This window comes from Salipaludibacillus neizhouensis (assembly GCF_002886185.1).
Lineage (GTDB): Bacteria > Bacillota > Bacilli > Bacillales > Salisediminibacteriaceae > Salipaludibacillus > Salipaludibacillus neizhouensis.
The window spans coordinates 3,502,357-3,526,880 of record NZ_KZ614146.1; the positions used below are offsets into that span (position 1 = coordinate 3,502,357).

Below are 24,524 nucleotides of genomic sequence, written 5' to 3' on the forward strand. Positions count from 1 at the left end.
GTTCACAAAAACGGGGAAGCAATTATAAATTTTTAATCCAAACACCAGCTAAATCAATCCAGTTTGCAACCTCAGGCTGTAAGGTTGATTCATTGTCTTTCCCCTTTGTTTCTTCCGTGCCAAGGGATAGACCGTGTACCCCCTTCGGATAAATGTGCATTTCCAAAGATATTTTATTTTTCACTAGGGCCTCCGCAAACATAAGGCTATTTTGAACCGGAACACTAAAATCTGTCGTTGTGTGCCATAAAAAAGTGGACGGAGTATCTTCGGAAACTTGCTTCTCTAGTGACACCTCTTCAAAAAGCGCTTCCTCTTTTCCATCCAACAAAGCCTCAAAAGATCCTTTATGCGCATGCGTTCCCGAAGTAATTACCGGGTAACTCAAAAGAAGCCCATTAGGTTTTATCTCTTCGCTAGCAATCCCTAGTCGCTCTACTAAAAATGATTTATTCCAGTGAACACCTAAGCTTGCCGCTAAATGACCACCTGCTGAGAAGCCGGCAACGATGATCTTGTTTATATCGACATGCCATTGGTCCGCATTTTTTCTAATTAAAGATACTGCCTTTGATAGCTCTAGCAATGCCGTCGGATAAACAGCCGGGCGAACACTATATCTTAAAACACATGCGTTAAATCCCATCGCATTCAACCTTATCGCAACAGGCTCCGCTTCTCTATCCGACGTGAATTCATAGCCTCCTCCAGGACAAATAACGATCGTCGGACGTTTCCGGTCACTGTCTATATCAGGAGAGTTATTCAAAATATACGTATACAATTTTGCCTCGGAATTCTCTGTTCGAATAGTGATTATTTCATGTATCAAAACTAGTTCCTCCTCTTATTTTGACAATACAATTTAATAAACTTACATAGCTTCTTTTTCTAAAAACTCTAGTAACTAACTCTTTAATGGGATAATCCTCTTTCATAGTTTAAATGAAACCGTTAACAATATCTATGAATTCTTAAATTATTTACTCAATGATTTAATAAAAATGCATAGCGTTAAATACAGCGTGATCTTTCCCCACCCCGAAGCACCTACGAAGTGTGTGTAGGTGCTACTCGAAAGGAGGAGGGGTTCGCTTGATACGCGTGGCGTTAAGATAGCTGTCATCTTATAAATTATCTCGCAAAAAAAAAGCACTTCAAAGTATAAATCACTTTGAAATGCCCATGATTGAACGAATTTTTATCTGTCTATACTTCCATAATAATTGGTAAAATGATTGGTTTACGCCTTGTTTTAGCATATAAAAATGGGGTCAGAATGCCGGAAATCTCATTCTTAATTTCAGACCATTTTGTTGTTTTTCTTTCCATTAATAGAGTCAAATGGTCTTCTAGCATTCCTTGTGCTTCATTAATTAAATCGCCAGACTCACGCATATAAACGAACCCACGCGAAATAATACTTGGACCTGCTGTGACCTTGTACTCTTTCATGTCTATCGTAACAACGACGACCACAAGTCCTTCTTGAGAAAGAATACGTCGATCTCTTATAACGATGTTTCCTATATCTCCAATTCCGCTTCCATCAATATAAATATCTCCCGACGGAATTTTCCCTGCTAAAGAACCTTCTGTTTTATCTAGTGCTAATACTTCACCGTTTTCCATGATAAAACAGTTTTCTTCTAAAACACCACAATCTTGAGCGAGTTTCGTATGCTGTTTCAACATCCGATATTCTCCGTGAATTGGCATAAAATACTTCGGCTTCATTAATCGAAGCATAAGCTTTTGTTCTTCCTGCGCCCCGTGACCAGACGTGTGGATATCGTTTAATGAACCATGGATAACCTCCGCTCCAACTCGGAATAGTTGATTAATCGTTTTATTCACACTTAACGTATTCCCCGGTATTGGCGATGCAGAGAAGACTACGGTATCTCCAGGGATAATCTGAATTTGACGATGGTTACCAAAAGCAATTCGAGAGAGTGCTGCCATCGGTTCCCCTTGACTACCCGTACAGAGGATGGTTACTTTATCTTTTTGAATTTTATTTAACTGTGATGAATCTATAAATGTATCTTTAGGTGCTTTAATATATCCCAACTCTGTTCCTATCGTTATTGCAGACTCCATACTTCTTCCAAAAACAGCTACTTTTCGACCATACTTAACTGCTGCATCTACTGCTTGTTGTAGTCGATAAATATTAGATGCAAACGTTGCAAAAATAATTCTTCCATCGACAGAACGGAAAATCTGGTCGATGCTTTCACTAACCTTGCGTTCGGACATGGAGAATCCTGGAACCTCACTATTTGTACTATCTGATAACAGGCAAAGAACGCCTTCTTCACCTATTTTAGCCATTTTCGTTAAGTCTGCCGGGTCTCCAATCGGTGTAAAATCAAACTTAAAGTCCCCAGTATGGACGATGTTTCCCGCTGGCGTCTTAACAACAACTCCGAATGAGTCTGGAATACTATGTGTCGTTCTATAAAATGAAATAGATGTCTTTTGAAATTTAACAATCTCATCCTCATTAATTTCTCGCAAATCCGCTGTACGCAATAAACCATGTTCTTCCAACTGTTTACTTAATAAACCTAATGCTAATTTCCCAGCATAAATTGGCACATTAATTTCACGCAGTAAATATGGCAGACCACCAATATGGTCCAAGTGACCATGAGTAATAAAAACCCCTTTAATCTTATCTGCATTTTTAACTAAATACGTATAATCAGGAATAACTAAATCGATTCCTAATAATTCATCTTCGGGAAACTTTATTCCCGCATCAATAATAATAATCTCGTCTTGGAATTGTACCCCGTAAGTGTTTTTCCCGATTTCACCCAATCCTCCAAGGGCAAAAACCGATGCTTGATGATTTTTTGTTTTCATAATATAATCTCCAATTTTTTTGTCTTTTAACTTATAAAACTTTTGTTTATTGTCTTTTCATTTTTTATAAATATATAAGTAGTGATGCTAATTAGACACTATGTATATTTCCCGCATATTTCCAATTAATGAATGTAAGTCAATTATACACTATACGACCACGTAAATCTTCCTTGCCTGTCAAAACAAGAAACTTCCACTACTAAAAGTCCGTAGAATTACGAATAACCTTCTATCTCAAAGCCTGACACATATTTTCATTCTATTTGTAAAGTCTAATATTTAAAGGAGTGAACAACATGAATCAATCGATAAGAAATTTAATGAGTAGCAACCCGGTATCCGTAACCCCGCAACAATCCATTCAAGAAGTAGCTTCCTTAATGGAACAGAACGATATAGGAGCTGTCCCAGTAGTTGAAAATGGACAACTCAGGGGCCTTATTACTGATCGTGATATCACATTACGTGCGACTGCACATGGATTGCAAGCTGACTCTAAAGTATCAGAATGTATGAGTAATAACTTAAGCGTTGCTGATGTAAATATGGACATTCATGAAGCCGCACAATTGATGGCTCAACAGCAAATACGCAGATTACCTGTTGTTGAAAACGATCAGTTGGTTGGAATGCTTTCAATCGGGGACTTAGCAACGCAAAACGTCTTTCAAAACGAAGCTGGAGAAGCATTATCGAATATTTCTATCCCCACTCACAATGCAAACAATGTCGATAGAAATACATTAGGATAAATTAACCGTATAGTATTTGAAGGCACTTTTTCAGTGCCTTCATTTTGTTGGTTAGATGACAGTTCTCTTTTGGCCACACATATCAAGGGAAACTCCCTCTCCTTACGATTATCATCTCTTGTAGCTGGATTTGTTCTTATGTTCCTTATCATAGCGCTAGGAAATATCGTCGTACAAATACCCATGGCCGCATTAGCCGGCGTTATGATCATGGTTGCAATTGGTACGTTTGATTGGAGCTCATTAAAGAATATACACAAACTACCACGGACAGATGCAGCTGTTATGGTTGTCACTGTCGGAACGGTTCTCTACACCCATGACTTATCTAAAGGGGTCTTTGCTGGCGTAGTCTTAAGCACCATATTCTTTGCAATTAAGATTTCCAAGGTGAAAGTTGATTCGACTTTAGAAGGTGATTCTGTAAAAGTGTATCAACTGAAAGGCCTGTTATTTTTTGCCTCAGTAACAGATTTTCATAGACTCATTTGACTTCAACGAAGATGTAGACAAGGTAATTATTGATGTATCTGAAGCTCAACTATGGGATGATTCTGCCGTAGGCGCAATGGATAAGGCTGAATCGAAATTTGAACAACGAGGCATTAAAGTTGAAATACGCGGCTTAGATAAACAAAGTTCAATTTTGATGGATAAAATAGGTGGCCTAAGTAAGGCTTCAGGTCACTAATCACAGGTATTATCATAGAAAACGCAGAGGACTTTTAAAGTCCTCTGCGTTTTATTTATTAGTTAGCTTTTTTAGCAACAACAATTCCTATAGGATAGTGTGCATCTGGACGTTTCACTTTTTCAACGACAACTCCTAGCTGAAAATAAAAATCGACGCATTGAAATTCGAGCTCCGAGCCATTAAAAAGATCAATCAATTCTGTCTCCGTTAACTGATGGTAATGGAAAGGTACAGCCGATTTTATTCCTTTTCCCGCTCCAAACGGTGTAGATAAGATCAGTATTCCACCTGGTTTAAGAAGCTTGTAAATACTAGATAAAAACTCTTGGTCGTCAGGTACATGTTCAATCGTTTCAAATGACATAATTGTATCAAAGGTTCCAATCGAAGCTCTGAAGTTAGGATCCAGTACGTCACCCATTTGAAAGGTTAATAGAGGATGATAATATGTTTTAGTAGCATATTCAATCGTTTCTTTATGAATATCAACACCAACCATTTCAGATATCACTTTCTTTTTTGCCTTTGCTACGATTTGACCTCCATAGCCAGTTCCACAGGCCAGATCTAGCACTCTTCCTTTTGCATAAGGAAAGGCAAAATAATACCTCGCCAGATGTTCCAAAAGCATAACATTTGTTGGCTTCATTTTTTCGGGGATAATTCTTTCCCCAGTATCCTCTAACACATGAGATCACCGCTATCTATTATAGTTAACACTATTATATTAAACGATAAGATCCGTTTCCTTCAAGTACTATCCTTTTTCGGTAAGTGAAAGTCATTTGTACTAAGTTACGAGCAGTAGGTAATCGACATTTAATCTTTCATTAAGCGGCAATCGATATAATTTCTTGCGATAAGTGCATACTCTAGCGGGTGAGCTTTTGCCGGGTCTTGTTCTGCTTCAATCACAATCCACCCTTTATAATCTGAAGCAAGCAGTTCTTGATAGACTTGGACAAAGTCTAAGTCTCCATCTCCCGGTACAGTAAACATGCCGTGCAAAAATGAATCTAAAAAGGATTTCCCTTCTTTTACACATTCCTTCATCTTATTCGTTCGAATATCCTTAAAATGAACATGTTTAATTCGATCCATATGTTTTTTTAATAGATCCATATAATTGTTATCAGATACGAAAATATGTCCCGTATCATATAACAAATGCACGTGCGCCGGATCGGTATTTTCCATGAGGCGATCGACTTCTTCTAATGTTTGCACCCCTGTACCCATATGATGGTGAAAAACGAGTAGTAATCCATAATCTTCAGCCATCTTTCCTAATGTATTTAAACCTTCACAAAGCTTTTGCCATTCTCCATCATTAAAATAAGGTTTTTCTTCAAAAACATTTTTACTTGTTCCTTGAATGCTGTATGACTGCTCTGAAACAACCACGGCACTTGCTTGGACGGCTTTCAGATAAGCACAAAGTTCATGAAATTCTTTGGATGCTTCTTCAATACCATCTCGAATAATATAACTACTAAACCATTTTGAGGCGACTTTTAAGTTACGCAGTGTTAATTCTTTGTTTAATATTTCGGGTTCCGGAAAGAAGCCACCTACTTCGGTGCCGTCAAAACCTGAAATATATACATCTCCTAGTAAGTGAGACAGGGTCGTTTCCTTACCGATCTCAGGGATATCGTCATTTCTCCAACCGATCGGCGCGATGCCCCATTGAATATGCTCTTGGCCCATATATATCCTCCATTCTTTTTAGTACTTCTTCGCTTTTTCAAGCATTTTTTCCTTGAATTTATATGCCTGCTGGATACTTTCTTTTTCAGAGACTTCTGCTACACCTAAATTCCACCAGCTGCCTTCATAACCGTCAGACATTGTTTTAGGTAAAACTTTCATTTCGATCAACGTGGATGTTTCCTGTTTTTTGGCATCTTCCAGAGCAGCTATTAACTCTTCTTCCGTATTTGCCCGATAGGTTTTCGCCCCGTATCCTTCCGCAACTTTGGCATAGTCTATGTTTAACACCTGGTCATCTGCCGTGCGAAATTCACAATTGTAGCTTCCCCCGCCATGAGCCATTTGAAGATTGTTAATACAACCATATCCAGAGTTATCAAACAGAAGGACGTTAATCTTCGTATTATATTGAATGGCCGTAATTAATTCAGAATGAAGCATCAGGAAACTTCCATCTCCTACCATGGCATACACTTCTTTTAATGGTTCCGCTAATTTTGCACCCAAGGTTCCAGAAATTTCATATCCCATGCAAGAGTACCCATATTCTAAATGATACGTGTTAGGAACTTCTGATTGCCACAAACGCTGTAAGTCACCTGGTAGAGATCCTGCTGCGCATACAACCACACTATCCTTATCTATCGTTTCATTAATAGTCAGAAGTGCTGTTGTCTGCGGAAAGTTCGTATTCAATGTATCTGCGTAGCGATTCAACTTTTCTTGCGAGAATTGCCCTTTTACTTCTGGATCAAAGTTGTCTCGATCATAGGTGATATGACGAAGACGGTTTCGCTCTCCCGCCCACTCTTCTTTTAATTCTGGGAGGGTTGAACCATGAGAACTCTTATAGCCTTCCAACATGGGTGTTAACTTTTCAAACGTTATTCTTGCATCTGCTACTACTTGGAAAGCATCCAATTTCGAAGCTTGCATCCTGCTGACGTTAATATTTAAGAATTTCGTGTTTTCAAAATTGAAAACCGTTTTAGATGAGGTTGCAAAGTCCGTATATCTCGTTCCCACACCAATTACCAAATCTGCCTGACGAGCAGCTTTATTTGCCGCCAATGTTCCAGTGATTCCAAGGCCACCTAAATTTTTTTTAAACGTGTGCTCTATTGCTGATTTTCCTGCCTGCGTTTCTGTAAGTGGGATATCATAGGCTTCGGAAAACGCCATAATTGCTTCACGGGCCTCGGAATATTTCACTCCCCCACCTACTACAATCAGTGGCTTTTTGCTTTGTTTGATTAGTTCGGTAGCTCCTTTTAGTTCTCTTTCTACCGGTTGCTTCCGATCGATATAATGTACACGCTTCCGGAAAAACTCTTTGTCGTAGTCGAAGGCTTCCCCTTCTACATCTTGAGAAATACAAATCGTTGCTGGACCTGATCTCGCTGGATCCGTCATCACTTCAAATGCTCGGATAAGACTAGACATTAACTGCTCCGGCCGTGTAACGCGATCCCAATAACGAGATACTGGCTGCAGTGCATCATTGGTTGTAATAGCTGTACTGTGCTCTTGTTCAAATTGTTGGAGTACCGGATCCGGCTGACGTGAGGCAAATGTATCCGCTGGTATGAGTAAAACTGGGATATTGTTAGCAAGCGCTGTTGCAGCTGCTGTCACTAAGTTTGCGGAACCAGGTCCACTTGATGTCGTTAAAGCATATATCTTTTTGCGAAGTTTTTGTTTACTGTAAGCAATCGCAGCATGTGCCATTCCTTGTTCGTTTTTCCCTTGAATCACTTTTAAGTGTCCAGCATCCTGTTCTAATGCTTGCCCAATTCCTAAAACGTTACCATGACCAAAGATGTTGAAAACACCTTCTACAAACGGGAATTCTTCACCATCTATATGCACATATTGTTGATTTAAAAATTTAATGAGTGCTTGCGCTGTTGTCAAACGGATCTTTTCCATCGTTTACACCCCTTTATATTGTATTATTTCCCTTAATTAATTTCTCTATCTCTTCTACTGTTGGCATCGCATCTGAAGAACTGTGTTTACTTACGACAATCGATGCTGATGCACTGCCATACTTCAATGCTGTTTCAATATCTTTTCCTGATACAAGGGCATAAAGGAAGGCTGATGCATAGGAGTCACCTGCACCAAATGTTTTTAACACTTTTGTTTTATATGCTTTACCACGGTACGTTTCGCCTGATCTTGTATAGGCAAAAGAACCTTCGACCCCATGCTTGATGACAACCAGCTCCGGAGAGTGCTCAAATAAGTCCTTGATTGTTTTTTCATTTACTCCTTCATGGTCAAGGTTTTCCATCATGTCAAACTCTTCGCGTGTACCGATCACAACATCTGATTGTTCAGCAACCTGTGTATAATAGACGGCTGTTTCTTCTTTGGATTTCCACGTGTATGGACGATAGTCCAATTCGAAAATAACCTTTACATGATTTTTCTTCGCCAGTTTCACTGCTTTAAGCAATGCTTCTCGAGATGGGCTTTGTGCCAATGCCGTTCCTGAAACAAGTAATATTTTTGTCCGTTTAATATATTCTTCATCTACTTCTGCCGGCTCTAAATAAAGATCCGCTACTTGTTCTCGATACATAAGGATGCTGCACTCCTCAGGACTCTTTATTTCCGTGAAAGCCAGACCTACTTTGTGCCCGTCATTGTCGATGACCATGTTTGATGTATCAATGCCAACGTTACTCATATATTGCTCTATGAATCTACCATGCTGATCATTCGGTATCTTACCGATAAAACCAGCCTTTAATCCTAATTTTGAACTTCCGATTGCAACGTTAGCAGGGGAACCACCAACATATTTTTGAAACGTGATGGTTTCTTCCATCGGTCTGTTGAATTCCACTGCATTTAGATCAATGCATGCTCGCCCAACTGCGATCAAATCAAACTCTTTATCTTTATTAAATAAAATAGTCATAAAAATAGTCATCCCCCTTTTTGTTAGATTCTGTTAAATAAGTTGTTTTGTCTTTTTATTCTTTCAGCACTCAATAAAAATTTATGAGTTGATTATCCACTCGTGATCGGGATCATTATTGAACTTCCATACCCGCTTAGGACCTGCCATCACATTAAGATAGTAAGAAGTGTATCCCGCTGGAACACCAACTGGATGATAGCCTTTAGGTACAATAACCATATCTCCGTTTTCGACTGTCATCGTTTCATCTAATGATCGATCATCTGTATACACCCGTTGGAAAACAAACCCTTGTTTTGGGTCTTGTTCATGATAATAAGTTTCCTCCAACATTGATTCCTCTGGAAGATTATCCTTGTCATGTTTATGTGGCGGATAGCTAGACCAGTTACCACCTTCCGTAAATACTTCTACTACTAATAAGCTATTTGCAGAAGGATTATCATCTGGCAAGATGTTATGAACTAACCGTTGATTATTCCCTTTTCCACGGTGCTCAGGTTTAATATCAGCACCTTTTATAAGTTTTGTAGGCAATTGTTTACTAGATGGAGAATAACAAAGCGCTATGCGAGCATTAGTCTCCGCTTTCACCTTAAAAATACGATTGTTTGATACATATACGCTGTCAGTTGGCTTCTTTTCAAAAACTGCATTACGAGTACCAATACTTTCATGTGTTACTTCCCCGTCTGTAAAAGTAATTTTACCTGTCATTACAACAATACAACACTCCTGCCAATTTAACTCCTCTCTATAAGTGATACCGATTTGAAGATCTATCAGTTTGAAACTAACGTACTTTAAATCAGAATTTTCTGAATTGATTTCGTGCAACAAAATTGCTCCATCGATGTTATTACGATTCAACTTCTTCCGGAGTAAACTATCCATTTTAATAAACCTCCAAGTATAAATTATTATTAAACCTTCTGCTAAACTAATTAGCATTTTAATCGACAGGTTTTATTTTAGATCACCAGCGAGCTGTGACCATTTTTTTGCGAGTGTAAAATTCAACCCCGTCTGTTCCGTTAGCGTGAAGGTCACCGTAAAACGAGTTTTTCCAGCCGGAGAATGGGAAGAATGCCATTGGAGCTGGCACTCCTAAATTAACACCTAACATGCCTGCATCAATTTCTTGACGGAACTTTCTTACGCTGCTTCCGCTGTCAGTATAGATGCATGCTCCGTTTGCAAACTCAGATTTGTTCGTTAGTTGAATAGCTTCATCCAATGTTTCTACACGAACGACGGACAAAACAGGAGCAAAGATTTCTTCTTTCCAAATAGTCATCTCGGTTGTTACGTGATCAAAAATAACTGGACCAATGAAATAACCTTCTTTTAATCCGAGAGTTTTATCGCGTCCATCATAAGCTAGTTCTGCGCCTTCTTTCTGACCAATTTCAATATAATCTTCTGTTTTCTTCTTATGAGACTCTCGAATGACAGGACCAAGGAATACACCTTCATCAAGACCATTACCGATCGTAATGTCATCGACTGCAGACTTTAGTTTCTCCATCAATTTGTCTGCCACGTCACCAACAGCTACTGTAACGGCTGCGGACATGCAACGTTCTCCTGCAGATCCGTATGCAGCACTTACAATTTGTTGCACCGTAGAGTCAAGATCAGCATCCGGCAGTACGATCGAATGATTTTTTGCTCCAGCGAGCGCTTGTACTCGTTTTCCATAGTTGGCTCCTGTTTTATAAACATATTCCGCGACAGGTTGAGAACCAACGAAGGAAATCCCTTTAACTTCAGGGTTTTCGAGGAGACCATTCACCACATCGTGTGCTCCGTGAACGAGATTTAATACACCATTAGGTAAACCTGCTTCTGTAAATAATTCAACGAGTCGACCGGCAAGTATCGGCGTCCGTTCCGAAGGCTTTAATACGAATGTATTACCGCATGCAATAGCTAGCGGGAACATCCAGCAAGGAACCATCATTGGGAAGTTGAAAGGAGTAATTCCGCCAACAACACCAATCGGGTAACGATACATACCAGATTCAATGCCAGTTGCAATGTCAGGTAACTGTTTTCCCATCATAAGCGTCGGAGCACCGGCAGCAAATTCAACACATTCTATTCCTCTTTGAACTTCTCCATAAGCTTCACTGTAACTCTTTCCATTCTCTTCAGTGACGAGTCTAGCTAATTCCTCCCAGTGTTCTACTAAGAGTTGTTGATATTTAAATAGAATACGAGCTCGTTTAGGAACTGCAGTATTACTCCAAGATTTAAAGGCACCATTGGCTACTTGAACGGCGCTATCTAAATCCTCACGGCTCGAGATTGGTACGTGAGCGATTGTTTGACCAGTTGCAGGATTAGGTACCTCTTCTGTTTTTCCGGAAGTTGATTCGATCCATTGACCTCCAACATAATTTTTGAGATAAGGTGTTTTTTCAGTCATTTTCATTTCTCCTCTCAGTAAATTTTTTAGTAGGATCTGCCTGGAACCAGGAAATACTATCAATTACTTTGAATGACTTTCATATAAATCCAAATGAACCGGATGACCTTTATCTAGAGATTCTTTTGCTGCTTTCGCAATAAGTTCTGCCTGAAGCCCATCGTTTCCATCGCATATATTCTTCTTACCCATAACACAAAGATTCACAAATTCTTTCACTTCTTCTATATAGGCATCTTTATATCTTTCAATAAAGAAATAAAGAGGGTTATCTTTTACTACTCTATCTTTTGTTGAAATTTCTATTGTAGACGGTCTATTATTTTCAACATGAGCCATTCCTTCACTTCCTAGTACTTCGACTCTTTGATCATAACCATAAATGGCTTGCCTACTGTTATCTATGACCCCAATAGCTCCATTGGCAAATGTCAAAGTAACGATAGCAGTATCAATATCTCCTACCTCCCCAATTTTTGGATCAATTAATACAGCACCAACCGCAGAGACTGTCTTAACTTCGCTACCAATCATAAAACGCGCCATATCAAAATCATGAATCATCATATCCATAAATAATCCACCCGAGTTGATTATATAGTCAATGCTTGGTGGTGCTGGATCTCTAGATGTTATTTTAAGAAGATGAGGAATTCCTATTCCTCCATCTTCAACTACTTGACGAAGCTTGATAAAGTCAGGATCAAATCGGCGATTGAATCCTACCTGTAATTTCACTCCTGTCTTAGACACTACTTCGAGAGCCTCTTTTGTTTCTTTAACTGAAAAGCTAACTGGTTTTTCACAAAAAATATCTTTTTTAGAAAGAGCAACTTCTTTTATGATACCTGCATGAGTAGAGGTCGGTGTACATATAAAAATTGCTTGTATTTCTGGATCTTGAAGTAAAAGATGATAATCTGTAGTCAACTCTTCTACTTGATATCTTGCTGCCCAATCTTGAAGGTGATCTACTTTTATATCTGATACACTTTTTACCCTTACAAAAGGAAGTGCACTAAGATTCTCAACATGTAGTTGGCCAATACGACCAGCACCTATAATACCAATTGTAAATGTCATATATAATTCCCCTTTGTGATTAAGCGCTTAATCATTTTATATAGATTTAAATGAAGTAAAGAAAATTGAACGTACTGCTTATTTCAATCTATTTTCACTTCTTTTATAATTTTAACTGACTTACCTTCCTTAAGTTCAGGCATAAGAACTATCCGTTTCCATTCCCCTTCTGGATATGATATTGAGTGAACAATTTGGTCAATTGTATGTTTCGCCAATTCTTTTATTGGCTGAGCAACTGTTGTTAACTCTGGATCACACAATTCTGCTAATAAAGTATTATCGTAACCAACAACAGAAAGTTCCTCTGGGACTGATATTCCTAGAATCCTTGCCTCTTTAATTAGCACCATTGCAATTAGATCAGTAAAGCAAAAAACAGCTGTTGGTATTTCTTCTGAAGCTAATAAGGATCTTGCAATTTCTCTGGCTTCTAATATGCTAGATTTTGATGTATATAACTGGTTTTCTGATAATGTAACGTTCTGCTCGCCGATTGCTTCTTTAAAACCTTTTAAACGAGTAATACTGTTTTTCCTTCCTTCTTCTAGAATTACAGTTATTTTTCTATGTCCATTTTCCATCAAGTAACGCCCTGCAAGATAGCCTCCTCTAAAATCATCTGTTGTTACAACATGAGTTGAAAATGACATCTCATCAATAGTAAAGAGAACAACCGGGATTTGTCTTACTTTCACCTTATTGAATGCTTCTATATTAAGAGGATCTGTGGCAATAATAATTCCATCCACTTCTTTTTTTATTAATAAATCTAAATACATTTGTTCTCTATCTATCTGATAATAGGTACTACAAATAATAAGAGCATAACCCGCTTCTCTTGCATTATTTTCTAGTAATTTAGCCATTTCAGAGAAGAATGAATTGGATATATCTGGTACCAAAACACCAATTGTAAAAGTCTTTTTCCCCGCTAAAGCCGCAGCAACTCCACTCGGCTGATAATCCAAAGAATCCATTACTGCAAGAACTCTTTTAATTGTACTTTCACCTATTCTACCGTTATTATTAATTACTTTAGATACTGTGGCAATTGAAACTCCTGCCTCCTTAGCAACATCGTAAATCGTAGGTTTCATAAGCAGACTCCTTTTATGTCATTTACTTTAATATTACCATAAAGCCCCACTTACGTTGGTCTTTCAGAAAATAAATCCATAATTAACACTTATAAGCGTGCAGTGGAGCCTATAATTATCTTCTATATGTTTCGCTGTCGCTGTACGACCTGATTGATGATGTATTTTATATGGTGTCATCAGAAAATTCCCTTTATTTCTTTATTTTTCTGATTAATTTTATTACTTAAGAGAAGACCATTCTATGCCACTTGTATCTTTTTACTCTAGCTTAAGATGAAAGGTTTTATTAACTGGTGAAAGTAGATTTACCTTTACTATTTGCGCACCATGGCTTTGATTGATATGTTGAATATCTTCCATCCAATGTTCATGAGCACCGGATGTGAGTGTTATTTTATCTCCTCCTGCCTCATACAAAAGTTTATCGTCCTTCCAAAAATAGCTGTTCTTCTGTGGAATAAGACCCTTTCCAGATAAATTACCATTTGCATCAAAAATAAAAACTATCTGAGTAAACACATCTTTTCGTTCATCTGTTCGTATATTAATGATCCAATCATTTCTATCTGGTAATATACTAATATCTAATTTATGATATTGATTATGGGTTAGCTCACGATCTTGATGTGGAAGTAAATACCAGGGACTTTCTGTAGGTTTTCCTTTTATAGATTCCGATAGACACTGCGAGGGAATTGGACCTTTATATCCCTTTTGCATCAGTTTCTCTAAATGATACCCACCTTGTATTGTTTCCAGTGAATCTAATTCAATTAGGCCCGGTGTGAAGCTAGTAAATATCTGGGTCGCTAACAAACTTGCATTGCCGTGTCGCAATGAAAAAAAAGAGGGTGTACGACCCATAATCGTAGCACTAGTTTCATCTTTACGGTAACGAATAATTGGTGCTCCAAATGAAGTATGCATACTACTGTGTTCTATCTTCGAATGATGCCCTACGTTTTCCATCTTCAATAAATTATCAGATAAGGGGTAGTGTTCATTAATAAAAACCTCATAATCCGTTACCAAGTTTTCTTTTTCTACCTCCATTTTCTGAACAAAAGGATAGACTAGATATCCAAGCATAATATGATTGTTAGCAGGTCCCATATCCGTAAGAGACTCCACCGCCAGATCAGCCATTGTAGCAAATGTAGAGTTATTATCATGAACAGCCATTAAGCGATAAATTAAATGATATGGGGATAAGTCAAATTTAACACCGAAATCTTGTCGACTTGAATAATCCGTCACAACCTCACCATTTGGGTGAATCAGATATTCCATCATCTCTAAGTTCTTTCTTACACTATCGAGTAATTCAGGTTTGTTTAACAATTTTGCAGTATGATAGAGGAATATATCACTGACAGAATTATAAATTCCGTTGCTTCGTTCTGTCCATTCGCCATCCTCGGAGATATCGATTCCTTCAAGAAGCCATTCTTCCGCTCGATTAACCAATTCTCGTTTTTCAAAAATATTATAGAGATGTGCCAATGCAGAGGTTAACACCCACCGATGATTTGGAGTATGACAACCTCCATTCAACATTGCCGGTATAGTTCTCTCAAGGAACAATTCCACCTTATTTATTAAATCGCTTACCATACCGCTTTGCTTCTCTTTTAAAAGAAGATAGATTTGTGCAAAACCAGTAACAATAAAAGCAGTATCTGGTGGGGAATGATAATTAGTCCAACCAGGTGAGATAGTCCCATCCTCGTGCTGCTGATTAACCATGTAATCTAATGCGCTATTCAAACGAAATCTTAAACTGGATTTTTGATAATATTTAGAATCCGGGTTTACATATGAACATACCCACCCTGCAATTATAGCCGCTGTTCCAACATGACTAGGGCTTGGAATTCCGGTTTTTACATTTATTATCCCTCCTAAATACTTACTATGATCATCAACAACTTGCTTTTCAAAATAAGACTCGGTTATTTGATCGTTAAGCGCTACCATTTTTTTGTACAATAAAATTCACCACTTTCACCAGATATTTATACTTTAAATGTGATAGAGCGATTCCGTTAGCAAAATCATTGTCAAAGCCTGTCCATAAGCCATAGGTGCAATAATTATATTTTTATAATCTTCCTTTTTTTCCCCAATCGGAGTACCACCGGAAACTCCTTGAACTGTTCCATCATTTGAAATTTTTTGCAATATAGTATCGATAGCTCTTAAGCAGACAGGAAAGTTTTTCTCTTTGGACAGGAATCCAAGCCTTATCCCTTTTAGTATTCCAGCAGTAATTGCAGCTGTTCCAGAGACTTCCGTATAACTATCCTTATCATCAAGTAAAGTATGCCACAGTCCGTTTGAAGCTTGATAATCTATCAATGCGTTAACCTGTGCTTGATACGTTGATAGTAAATAATCATAAACTCCTTTGTCCAGATAATCCTTCATAATAATTAGATATTCCGGTAAGCCTAAAGTAAACCAACTGTTCCCACGACACCAAAAGGCTTCACTAAAGTTATCCCGATTATTATAATTCCATCCATGATAAAACAAATTGGTCTTTTTATCATAAAGATATTTTATATGTGTTAACAACTGGTAAATCGATTCATCTCTCCATTTTTTTTCATCATGCTTCACACCCATTTTAGCACTAAATAATACAGTCATAAAAATAGTGTCTAACCAAATTTCACCTTCATTTAATTTCACTTCAGTCTTATTCTCTCCTGTAGTAACATGCTGAAAGCCTTTTTCTTCCGTGCGAGGAAGTTCATTTATTAACCATGTCATCCACTCTTTACAGAAATCTTCGTTTCCCTCTATATCCATTAATGTCAGTAGAGGTACGGTTGTATTTATATTTCGGGTTGGGAGACCATTTTCTACTTGCTTGTTCATCCATTTTATAAAATATTCTTCGTATCTCTTATCATTATAATAATGTTGTAATTTGTCTAAACCAAATAATCCTACACCTTGTGGCCAGTCCCATTCCCCCATACCGAAGTCACGTGCGAAATAGCCAACTTTTTCTCCTTCTTTTCCCATAAGGCGATAATCATTTTCATTTTCAGGTCTTTTTAGATCTATTAGTTGGTCTGTCACTACTTCTAATTTTTGCAAAATAGATAACTTATACAATGATAATCTTCCTTTCATATTTATCCTTTTAATCCGGAAGAAGCTTGCGTATCCATAATATATCTCTGGAAAACAATAAATAATAATATCATTGGCACTAGTGAGATAACAGAAGATGAAAGCAGTAAAACCCAGTTAATATTATCTGCTCCTACAATACTCCTTAAGGCAACTTGTACGGTATATTTATTGGGGTCACTCAGTACTATTAATGGCCAAATATAATCATTCCATCTCCACTGAAAAGAGAAGATTGCAAGAGTTATAACTATGGGTTTAGCTATAGGTAACATTAACTTAAAAAATATTCTTCCTTCACTTGCTCCATCAATTCTTGCTGATTCTAGTAAGTCATCTGGAACTGTCATAAAAAACTGACGGAACATAAAAATACCTGTGGCTGTATTTATTGAAGGGAGAATCAAGCCCCAAAGATTATCATATAGTCCTAGGTTAAGAATGACTGTAAAAGTTGGACTCATAATAACCTCAGTTGGCAGCATAGTTGTCGCTAAAATGCATATAAAAAACACACTGAGCCATTTATACCTGTATTTTGCAAGAGCAAATCCACAAGTAGCACTAGCAATAATCGTTAATAAAGTTGAAACAACCGCAACAAAAAAAGTATTTGAAAAATATTTAAAAAACTGCATAGAAGACCAAGCATTTTCATAGCCATCTGTTGTTGGATTTTGAGGCAATATGTTTAATGGATATGAAAACAATTCACTTCCTGGTTTTAAAGAACTTAATAACAACCATAGACATAATTCTAAATTTAATATCTTTTTAGATCGTTCTTGATAGCAATTTGATAACGCTTCCCAATATTGATCAGTAACCGACTTCTTTTTATTAAACTCGTAAGCTATTCACAAAAATTCCTTTCTACTAACTAGTTCTAAAACTAATTTACTCAACTTTCGCACCTTTAAAAATGTAATCTGGTCAAATTTCTTAAATCAGTCGACTTTTTCATGGAGACGATTTTTAACATTCCTTAGTGCTGATGCGATCAAAAAAGTATCGACACTCACGACCCATTCGTCCAAAAGTATTAATTTTAGGTGATTCTTCTTATGATCGAAATCGTAGAAAATCAGTTGAGTTACTCGTTCGTTGTTTTGATACGCTTCTCAAAAAATGCGTTACTCTAAAGGGTTTCGCATGCTTACGCTCGTGTAGTCGGATGAAGCAACGTTTATACTCGTCGACTTTTCTTTATTGAGTTCCAAAAAGAGCCAGATCAACGGAATATCAACAAAAATTGTTAAGCATAGCTCTTCTGGTTACAAACGACGTCTAGAAGCCCTTCAAAAAGCACCGGAACAGGTTCCAGATATGATTAATCGTGCGATGAATACTGGCTTTGATGCCTCTTATGTGTTGATGGATACACAGTTTACTCATCAGCCACTCATTAAGGACATTAAAGACAAAGGACTTGATGTGATTGGTATGGTGAAGGCCTTCAATTAACGCTATCTTGTAGGTAGTGAACGAGTGAGTTTGAAAGAGCTTTATCGATCGGCAGCACCCGTGAAAGGAAAAAAAGTCTTCTTCGCTCATTCATACAACCCAAGCGAATGGCGTTGCAGTTAAAGGCATCTTCGTTCGCAATCGGAATAAAAAGAGAGACTGGTTAGCCATTTTGAGTACTGTCTGCACGTTAAGCGACCAAGAGATTATTCGTATTTATGGCTTGCGGTGGGATATTGAAGTCTTCTTCAAAACAACAAAGTCCATGTTAAAACTACAGAATGAGTTTCAAAGTCGCTCGTATGATTCGTTAATCAGCCATACGACAATCGTTTTGTCCGATACATTGTATTGTCTTGGCAAAATCGGTGCAGTACCGACCAACGAACTCTAGGCGGCATGTTTTCTAAACTTTGTGATGAAATTGGTGATCTCGATTGGGCTGTTGCACTTCAGCAATTAATCGAGCTTCTTAAAGATATCCTACAAAAGAGTAACAAGAAATTGAAAAAACTCATTCAAAGTCAACTACAACAGTGGATCGCAGGCTTACCTAACTACATCAAGGCATTCCTGCCTATTTCAGTCTGCGAAAGTTGGGAATAGTTCCATATTACATATCCTCTTATCCCTTATCACCAGAGGATATATTTATACCTGTAATATACTTTTGTAATATAAGAAATAGGATAGTAATAGGAATGATAGATATAACTGATCCAGCTAGAATAGAATTCCAGTCAACTCCGTTTGCGCCAATGAAATTTTTAATTGCAATTTGAATGGTATAGTTTTTCTGATCTGATAAAACTAATAGAGGCAAAATATAATCATTCCATCTCCACATAAAACTAAATAAACATAATGTGATGGTTACTGATTTGGATAGTGGCAACATAATTTTGGAAAAAATGTAAAATTCACCAGCTCCATCAATCCTTGCGGCTTCAACGAAGGAAGTGGGTACTGTCAAATAAAATTGCCGATACAAAAAAATACCTGTTGTTGTGGTTACGACTGGAAAGATTACCCCCCAAATATTATTATACAATCCTAGTTCACTAATTACAGTAAATTGTGATATTGTTAATGTTTCTCCTGGTATTAAAGTCCCAAGCAAAAACACTCCAAAAATTATATTTGTATATTTTACATTATGCCTGTAAATTGCTAGAGCGTAACCGCACATTGAGCTAATTGCAACTGTAATTAATGTTCCTACAACTGCTAAGAAAAAGCTATTATAGATATACCTGAAAAATCCATTTTCAATAACTTTTATATAGTGATCAATAGTGAATTCCTCTGGAAATAAACTTAATGGGTATGCAAATAGCTCACTAGATGGTTTAAAGGAACTAGATAATAACCATATAATTGGAAATACAATTAGAAAAGCACATGTCAAATTAATGGATGTTAAGACGATGTTAGTGTCTTTCTTCTGTTTTCTTCTATTATGGTTACTAAATCTATTTTTGTTTCCCATTAGTATTTCTCACCACCTTGATTTGTTTTAAATTGAACATATGCAATTATTGCAAACACAATCATAACTATAGCAGAAATGGCTGTTGCATATCCATATTCCCCCTGATTAAAACCTTTGTCAAAAATGTACTGTATGGTATAGGTAGTCCCAGTCCCTGGTCCACCTTGGGTAACGCCTTGTACCAAAGCGTACTCTTTGAGGAGATCTATGGTACTTAATAACGTAACTAAAAATGTAGTTGGTGCTAATAAAGGGAAAGTAACGCTTATAAATTTTTGTACACTGTTAGCACCATCAATTTCAGCTGCCTCATATATATCGCTTGAAAGGTTATTAATCGAGCCAATATAAATAATCATAAAAAAGCCTGTAGTCATTAGTGTGCTTGCCACACTAATGACTATCGTTGCTAGAACGACATTTGAGCCCCATTCCAAGGGACTACCACCTAATTGCTGAATTATAAAATTTACTAAACCATACTCCTGGCTGAACATCCAATTAATTGTTATCCCCATCACTAAAGCAGATAGTAATACAGGAATGTAGATTAGAGTACGAGCTAGCGTTTTAAATCTAACCTTAGGGGAGGTTAGTAAAACTGCTAACAGCAAAGGTATTGCTACTTTAAAGGGTAAATTTACAATAGTATAGATAATGCTTCTAAAAAAAGCGCTATAGAATTCTTTATCTTGTAAGACTCTTACATAGTTTTCAATTCCAATAAAATCCATTTGCTTCCATCCATCATAATTTGTGAAGGACAAGATCAAATTTAGAAATAAGGGAATTAAGAAAAATATTGTAAACAAAACTCCACTTGGTGCAATAAATAACCAAAAGACGCGATGGTTTCGTGAATTTTTCGACAAATCAAATCATCCTCCACTTCAAAAGAGCATATAGTAAAATATGCTCTCTATAAATCTCTTAATTTGCAATTTCCCAATCTGATTTTTCACTAAGATCATTTGCAAATACATCAAGTGCTTCTTTTGCAGTCAATTCTCCACTAACAGCACGTTTGATAACGTCTCTGTATTCACTATCTAAATAATTTCTCCATGCAGACTTTTCATCAACTAAAAACCTGTCAGTAACGTTTTTCATTTCAGCTTGTAAGATTTCGTAATCAGCTATTACTTTCTCATCCTCGGGTTCGTAAGTTACCCCATTAATGAATGAAATTCCCTTATCCTGTGCTAAAAATTCAACGTAATTATCTTCTTTATAGAACCATTCTAAAAATTCTTTTGCCAACTCTGGGTTTTCAGCACTTGATGGTATCCCCAAACCACCTCCACCTGCAATAGCAGATTGTTGTAATGAACCAATCGGTGAAGGCATTACACCCCAGTCAAAGGCAGTAATTTCTTCATACATAGGACTATACTCCCATGAACCTGATAAATAAATTCCTACATCACCGTTTTTAAAGTAATCTGCTGGATTATCTGTTGATCCACCTGTCCAAATAACTTTAGGCATTAAATCAGTTTCATTCCATTCTACAAAGTTTTCAAGGGTTTGAACATTTTCCTCACTATTTATTGAAACCACAAAACTATCTTCTGTTTCCTGGGTGATAGATCCTCCATTACTGTACATTAGGTTATCGTATCTTCCTCTGGAGAAATCAACGGCTAATCCGTAATTAACGTCTCCTGAATCTTTGAGTTTTTGTGCGTTACTTATTAATTCATCCATTGTCCATGGATCATCAATTGTTGGTACTTCAATACCTACCTCTTCAAATGCATCTGCATTATAAAAGTAAGATGTAATTGTATATTGGTTTGGGAGTGCAAGATTTGAATCACTATCATAATCCTGCCCAATTATTTCTAGAGCTGCCTGATCAAAAATACCTATATCTACTACATCTGTTAAATCTAAAAATTCCTCTGGATAAAGTCTGGTTAATCTGGTAGTTGAAACTAAATCAGGAACATCATCATTTTTTAACATTAACGGAAATTTTGTAATTTGATCATCGTAAGGTATCACAATGGTATCCACTTTATTCCCAGTTTCTTCAGCCCATTTTTTGAAAGAATTATTTAAAGCATCTTCACTAGAAGGCTCTTCTGACAAGAGAATTTTCAAAATACCCCCATCAGCCTCTTCTGAGTTATTGGCTCCATTTGTTTCGACTGATGTCTCTGAACTACATGCAGTTATAAATGATAAAAACAATACGCTACATAAAGTCAATAGAAATCCCCTCAAATTAATCATCTCCTAAAAATAGTTTGTTTGGTTTAAAAATAATGATATCTCATCCCTTTAATGCATCTAACATAAATGTAATACTTTTTTAATGAATTGTAAGATATATTTCTTAGGTTATCACCCCCTTCATTAAAGTGGGGTTGAGAATATAATTCCCATCATAGGTAATTGCTTGATCATTAATATATAAACATTCTTTAAAGTAATTTACACTTCCAAATTGATAATCATTGAGTGAAATACATTGATGTGAATCTGTAAGATTTACGTTTTTTATTAATGATTGGAATCTTTCAAATGATCCTACTTCATGAGAAGACGAGCATTTTAATAAAACTTGATGTTCTAAACCATTGGAACGAACCTCCCGAAACGATATAGCGCTTTCATTAGTAATCTCATAACCGTTAGAAAAGTAAGCGGCAAGATAACTATCATCTTTTTTAATGAATATCCACTTTCCTACTTTTATAACATTATCTAGTTCCCAGTATGGTAAGTACATATGAATAAATGGGATGGAATCTTTCTTTAATTTATAATGCAACAAAGCTAGATTTTGATATTGCTTTATTAAAGGAATATCACCATTCCCAGCCCAGAAACTTGGACGGTTTTCGCCGCTATATTCTATCTCTCCTGGGTGGTTAATCCATAGTAATGTACATTCACTCCCAAGTGATATATTGAGAACATGTTGTTGATGCCCTTTCTTATTTGCTTTAAAGTCTATTAAACTTGCTAACGAATATGCTTTGCATTTGAAAATATAAGTATAAGCTTGGTTCTTGCCTTGTTTGTATTCTGCTTTTAAAGCATTTCCTTCATTTAATTCCATATAAGGTATTAACTTATCAGGAGGGCTATAGTCTGAAATGGCAAATAACGTGGATGGTCGTAAAGCATTATTAAAATAACCATTTCTCCAAGCAATGCTCAAAATATTCGAAATTTCACCTAGTGGCATTGCCTTTAAATTATGTTCATATGATCTGCCATATGTGGAAGATAGAGTGCCTCCATGATAATTAATTGCGATAATTTTAAATGTATAGTCAAGCGCTCGCTTAGCTAGGTCTTTAATTTCCTGATCAGGTGCTGCAAGATATAGTCCAAAGAAACCAATTAAATCAATAGGTAAGTATGTTGTAGAATTCCATTCAGTAAATCCATAATTGTAAAAGTTATCAAACCAATCAACTAATCTTGACTTCGCAATGTGATATTGTTCCGAACCACTTCTTTTACTTACTGTAAATACTTCTTCTGGGAAAAGATAACCTGCATAGTATTGAGAAATATGAAATAATAAGGCATGATTTTCACTGAAATACCACATAACATCATTACCAGGCTCATCGATCCAGTACCTGAAATTAATTGCCAACTCTTTTACTTTTTCCTGCATCTCTTTTGGAAACTTCCATTTCTCTTTTGCATAAACTGAAAGCATGGGGACTAACACAAAATCTGCACAATCTCCCTTTGTTTCTATTAACTTAAATGCAGAATTGAAATTAGTGATAAAATCTTTATCAGGATTTCCTAAGTGAATATTTGCTAATAAAACATTAATATCTTCTAAAGGTAAACTAGCAAAGTAGAATAGAGCATTTGACTTTCTTTTTTCAAGAGAATCCTCATTCATATAAGCCTTAAACTTCTCTTGGTTGTATAACGTGAATTTAATTCTCCTAGTGAGATACTCCCCATTTGATAGGGGATATCCTATTTGACAAGTTGTAATACCTGCCGTCTTTAGTTTATCCACGGTACCTATAGAAATCTTACTATTTTCATTTCTTATATCTATGTGAAAGTCATCATACTTAAAATCCGTAATATTTCCGTCGTGCATATCATCTTCTACATACTTTTCTGGATTCAGGCGAACCTTAAGTGACTTATCAATCTTATTTTCTATATCAGGAGTAACTAATTTTATTTCTCCCTTACGATATATATCTTGGTCGAAATACAGTTTGTAAAGAAACGTTTCAGCGACTGAGAATTCATCTAGGGGAATTGGTATTGGTATAAAGCCTTTAATTGAGTCTTTAGATAAGTTTAGCAATTCAAAATAGTAATTAACATCCCGCTCTGCTAAATCATCAAAATATACCAAAATTTCATTTTTTCCTCTTTCGAAGGAGAGTTGGATAATTTTTTCAGTCCCATGGTTTCGAGTAAACGGCTCGAATACTTCTTGTAAATTGCCATTGACCCATATGCGAGTTCCTCCGCAAGTTTTTAATCTAAAAGGCATATTAACCTTTTTATTGGATAATATATAAGTTTTAACATAACACTCTAGTCTATGAGGGACTGAAATAAAAGAAGAAAAGTCAACCCTCGTATTTTCGAAGGGGATATAAACTTTGTTTATTCCATTATTAATATAGGGAATTGCTTCATTAAATCGATTTTTTAAGAACTTTTTACGAACAGGATAGTCTACCTGATAGTAACCCTCCGTATTGCTAACTGAAGTATTCATCGTTTCCTTTTCTGTTGAAATAGAGGTTAATCGAATATCCGAATGTAAAAAACGGTTAAGTGAACCATTGGATAACACTTTATAAAATAATTTGTGGTCCATTTTTTCAT

20 protein-coding genes and 1 pseudogene are annotated in these 24,524 nt (G+C 36.6%); 4 read left to right on the forward strand and 17 right to left on the reverse strand.

Going from position 1 to position 24,524, the window contains the following annotated elements; all coding sequences use genetic code 11:
• Positions 1-22: 22 nt before the first annotated feature.
• Positions 23-832, reverse strand: coding sequence for an alpha/beta hydrolase (locus tag CEF18_RS16380; protein WP_110937454.1), 810 nt, complete (start codon positions 830-832; stop codon positions 23-25).
• A 377-nt stretch (positions 833-1,209) separates the two neighbouring features.
• Positions 1,210-2,874, reverse strand: a complete 1,665-nt coding sequence (rnjA, locus tag CEF18_RS16385; protein WP_110937455.1) for a ribonuclease J1 — start codon at positions 2,872-2,874, stop codon at positions 1,210-1,212.
• 299 nt (positions 2,875-3,173) lie between these two features.
• Here rnjA and CEF18_RS16390 point away from each other — a divergent pair, with 299 nt between their 5' ends.
• Genes CEF18_RS16390 through CEF18_RS27245 form a run of 3 tightly spaced genes read left to right on the forward strand, consistent with a single transcriptional unit; the run spans position 3,174 to position 4,320 of the window.
• Positions 3,174-3,629, forward strand: a complete 456-nt coding sequence (locus CEF18_RS16390; protein ID WP_110937456.1) for a CBS domain-containing protein — start codon at positions 3,174-3,176, stop codon at positions 3,627-3,629.
• A gap of 33 nt (positions 3,630-3,662) precedes the next feature.
• Positions 3,663-4,121 (forward strand): SulP family inorganic anion transporter, encoded by a 459-nt coding sequence (locus tag CEF18_RS27240; RefSeq protein WP_407690404.1) that lies wholly within the window; start codon positions 3,663-3,665, stop codon positions 4,119-4,121.
• Between the two features lie 28 nt (positions 4,122-4,149).
• The gene (locus CEF18_RS27245; protein WP_407690422.1) at positions 4,150-4,320 is read left to right on the forward strand and encodes a hypothetical protein; all 171 of its coding nucleotides are present in this window, start codon (positions 4,150-4,152) and stop codon (positions 4,318-4,320) included.
• Between the two features lie 58 nt (positions 4,321-4,378).
• Here CEF18_RS27245 and CEF18_RS16400 read toward each other — a convergent pair whose 3' ends face one another.
• The 11 genes from CEF18_RS16400 to CEF18_RS16450 form a co-directional block, all read right to left on the reverse strand.
• Positions 4,379-5,011: a class I SAM-dependent methyltransferase gene (locus CEF18_RS16400; protein ID WP_223292335.1), complete on the reverse strand. Its 633-nt coding sequence runs from the start codon at positions 5,009-5,011 to the stop codon at positions 4,379-4,381.
• A 131-nt stretch (positions 5,012-5,142) separates the two neighbouring features.
• Positions 5,143-6,033, reverse strand: a complete 891-nt coding sequence (gene iolE / locus CEF18_RS16405; protein ID WP_110937457.1) for a myo-inosose-2 dehydratase — start codon at positions 6,031-6,033, stop codon at positions 5,143-5,145.
• An 18-nt stretch (positions 6,034-6,051) separates the two neighbouring features.
• The gene (gene iolD / locus CEF18_RS16410; protein ID WP_110937458.1) at positions 6,052-7,965 is read right to left on the reverse strand and encodes a 3D-(3,5/4)-trihydroxycyclohexane-1,2-dione acylhydrolase (decyclizing); all 1,914 of its coding nucleotides are present in this window, start codon (positions 7,963-7,965) and stop codon (positions 6,052-6,054) included.
• A 13-nt stretch (positions 7,966-7,978) separates the two neighbouring features.
• Positions 7,979-8,965: a 5-dehydro-2-deoxygluconokinase gene (gene iolC / locus CEF18_RS16415; RefSeq protein ID WP_110937459.1), complete on the reverse strand. Its 987-nt coding sequence runs from the start codon at positions 8,963-8,965 to the stop codon at positions 7,979-7,981.
• A gap of 81 nt (positions 8,966-9,046) precedes the next feature.
• The gene (gene iolB / locus CEF18_RS16420; RefSeq protein WP_110937460.1) at positions 9,047-9,862 is read right to left on the reverse strand and encodes a 5-deoxy-glucuronate isomerase; all 816 of its coding nucleotides are present in this window, start codon (positions 9,860-9,862) and stop codon (positions 9,047-9,049) included.
• An 82-nt stretch (positions 9,863-9,944) separates the two neighbouring features.
• Positions 9,945-11,399: a CoA-acylating methylmalonate-semialdehyde dehydrogenase gene (locus tag CEF18_RS16425; RefSeq protein WP_183041062.1), complete on the reverse strand. Its 1,455-nt coding sequence runs from the start codon at positions 11,397-11,399 to the stop codon at positions 9,945-9,947.
• A gap of 63 nt (positions 11,400-11,462) precedes the next feature.
• Entirely contained in the window at positions 11,463-12,482 is a 1,020-nt protein-coding gene (gene iolG, locus CEF18_RS16430; protein WP_110937462.1) for an inositol 2-dehydrogenase, read from the reverse strand.
• Between the two features lie 83 nt (positions 12,483-12,565).
• Positions 12,566-13,582 (reverse strand): LacI family DNA-binding transcriptional regulator, encoded by a 1,017-nt coding sequence (locus CEF18_RS16435; RefSeq protein ID WP_110937463.1) that lies wholly within the window; start codon positions 13,580-13,582, stop codon positions 12,566-12,568.
• 261 nt (positions 13,583-13,843) lie between these two features.
• Positions 13,844-15,574 carry a prenyltransferase/squalene oxidase repeat-containing protein gene (locus CEF18_RS16440; protein WP_223292336.1) on the reverse strand — a complete coding sequence of 577 codons (1,731 nt, stop codon included), beginning with the start codon at positions 15,572-15,574 and terminating at the stop codon, positions 13,844-13,846.
• A 33-nt stretch (positions 15,575-15,607) separates the two neighbouring features.
• Positions 15,608-16,711: a glycoside hydrolase family 88/105 protein gene (locus tag CEF18_RS16445; RefSeq protein WP_223292337.1), complete on the reverse strand. Its 1,104-nt coding sequence runs from the start codon at positions 16,709-16,711 to the stop codon at positions 15,608-15,610.
• Between the two features lie 20 nt (positions 16,712-16,731).
• Positions 16,732-17,439 carry a carbohydrate ABC transporter permease gene (locus CEF18_RS16450; protein WP_223292338.1) on the reverse strand — a complete coding sequence of 236 codons (708 nt, stop codon included), beginning with the start codon at positions 17,437-17,439 and terminating at the stop codon, positions 16,732-16,734.
• A gap of 229 nt (positions 17,440-17,668) precedes the next feature.
• On the opposite strand from CEF18_RS16450, the pseudogene CEF18_RS16455 reads away from it, so the two are divergent.
• A pseudogene (locus CEF18_RS16455) lies at positions 17,669-18,799 on the forward strand (IS4 family transposase); the annotation flags it as partial.
• A gap of 19 nt (positions 18,800-18,818) precedes the next feature.
• On the opposite strand, the gene CEF18_RS16460 reads toward CEF18_RS16455, so the two are convergent.
• The 4 genes from CEF18_RS16460 to CEF18_RS16475 all read right to left on the reverse strand — a co-directional run bounded on the left by CEF18_RS16460 (position 18,819) and on the right by CEF18_RS16475 (position 24,516).
• Positions 18,819-19,682, reverse strand: coding sequence for a carbohydrate ABC transporter permease (locus tag CEF18_RS16460; RefSeq protein ID WP_110937467.1), 864 nt, complete (start codon positions 19,680-19,682; stop codon positions 18,819-18,821).
• Positions 19,682-20,557, reverse strand: a complete 876-nt coding sequence (locus tag CEF18_RS16465; RefSeq protein WP_110937468.1) for a carbohydrate ABC transporter permease — start codon at positions 20,555-20,557, stop codon at positions 19,682-19,684. The genes CEF18_RS16460 and CEF18_RS16465 overlap by 1 nt, the downstream gene beginning before the upstream one ends.
• 58 nt (positions 20,558-20,615) lie before the next feature.
• A complete protein-coding gene (locus CEF18_RS16470; RefSeq protein ID WP_220693819.1) occupies positions 20,616-21,899 on the reverse strand; it encodes an extracellular solute-binding protein in 1,284 nt (427 codons plus the stop codon).
• 127 nt (positions 21,900-22,026) lie between these two features.
• Positions 22,027-24,516, reverse strand: a complete 2,490-nt coding sequence (locus CEF18_RS16475; RefSeq protein ID WP_110937470.1) for a hypothetical protein — start codon at positions 24,514-24,516, stop codon at positions 22,027-22,029.
• Between the last annotated feature and the right edge of the window lie 8 nt (positions 24,517-24,524).

Bases quoted from the DNA above. Each gene is read 5' to 3' on its own strand.
- iolE (WP_110937457.1), bottom strand. From the start codon at position 6,033: ATGGGCCAAGAGCATATTCAATGGGGCATCGCGCCGATCGGTTGGAGA.
- iolB (WP_110937460.1), bottom strand. From the start codon at position 9,862: ATGGATAGTTTACTCCGGAAGAAGTTGAATCGTAATAACATCGATGGA.
- CEF18_RS16460 (WP_110937467.1), bottom strand. From the start codon at position 19,682: ATGGGAAACAAAAATAGATTTAGTAACCATAATAGAAGAAAACAGAAG.
- iolG (WP_110937462.1), bottom strand. From the start codon at position 12,482: ATGACATTTACAATTGGTATTATAGGTGCTGGTCGTATTGGCCAACTA.
- CEF18_RS16435 (WP_110937463.1), bottom strand. From the start codon at position 13,582: ATGAAACCTACGATTTACGATGTTGCTAAGGAGGCAGGAGTTTCAATT.
- iolD (WP_110937458.1), bottom strand. From the start codon at position 7,965: ATGGAAAAGATCCGTTTGACAACAGCGCAAGCACTCATTAAATTTTTA.
- rnjA (WP_110937455.1), bottom strand. From the start codon at position 2,874: ATGAAAACAAAAAATCATCAAGCATCGGTTTTTGCCCTTGGAGGATTG.
- CEF18_RS16475 (WP_110937470.1), bottom strand. From the start codon at position 24,516: ATGGACCACAAATTATTTTATAAAGTGTTATCCAATGGTTCACTTAAC.
- CEF18_RS16425 (WP_183041062.1), bottom strand. From the start codon at position 11,399: ATGACTGAAAAAACACCTTATCTCAAAAATTATGTTGGAGGTCAATGG.
- iolC (WP_110937459.1), bottom strand. From the start codon at position 8,965: ATGACTATTTTATTTAATAAAGATAAAGAGTTTGATTTGATCGCAGTT.
- CEF18_RS16390 (WP_110937456.1), top strand. From the start codon at position 3,174: ATGAATCAATCGATAAGAAATTTAATGAGTAGCAACCCGGTATCCGTA.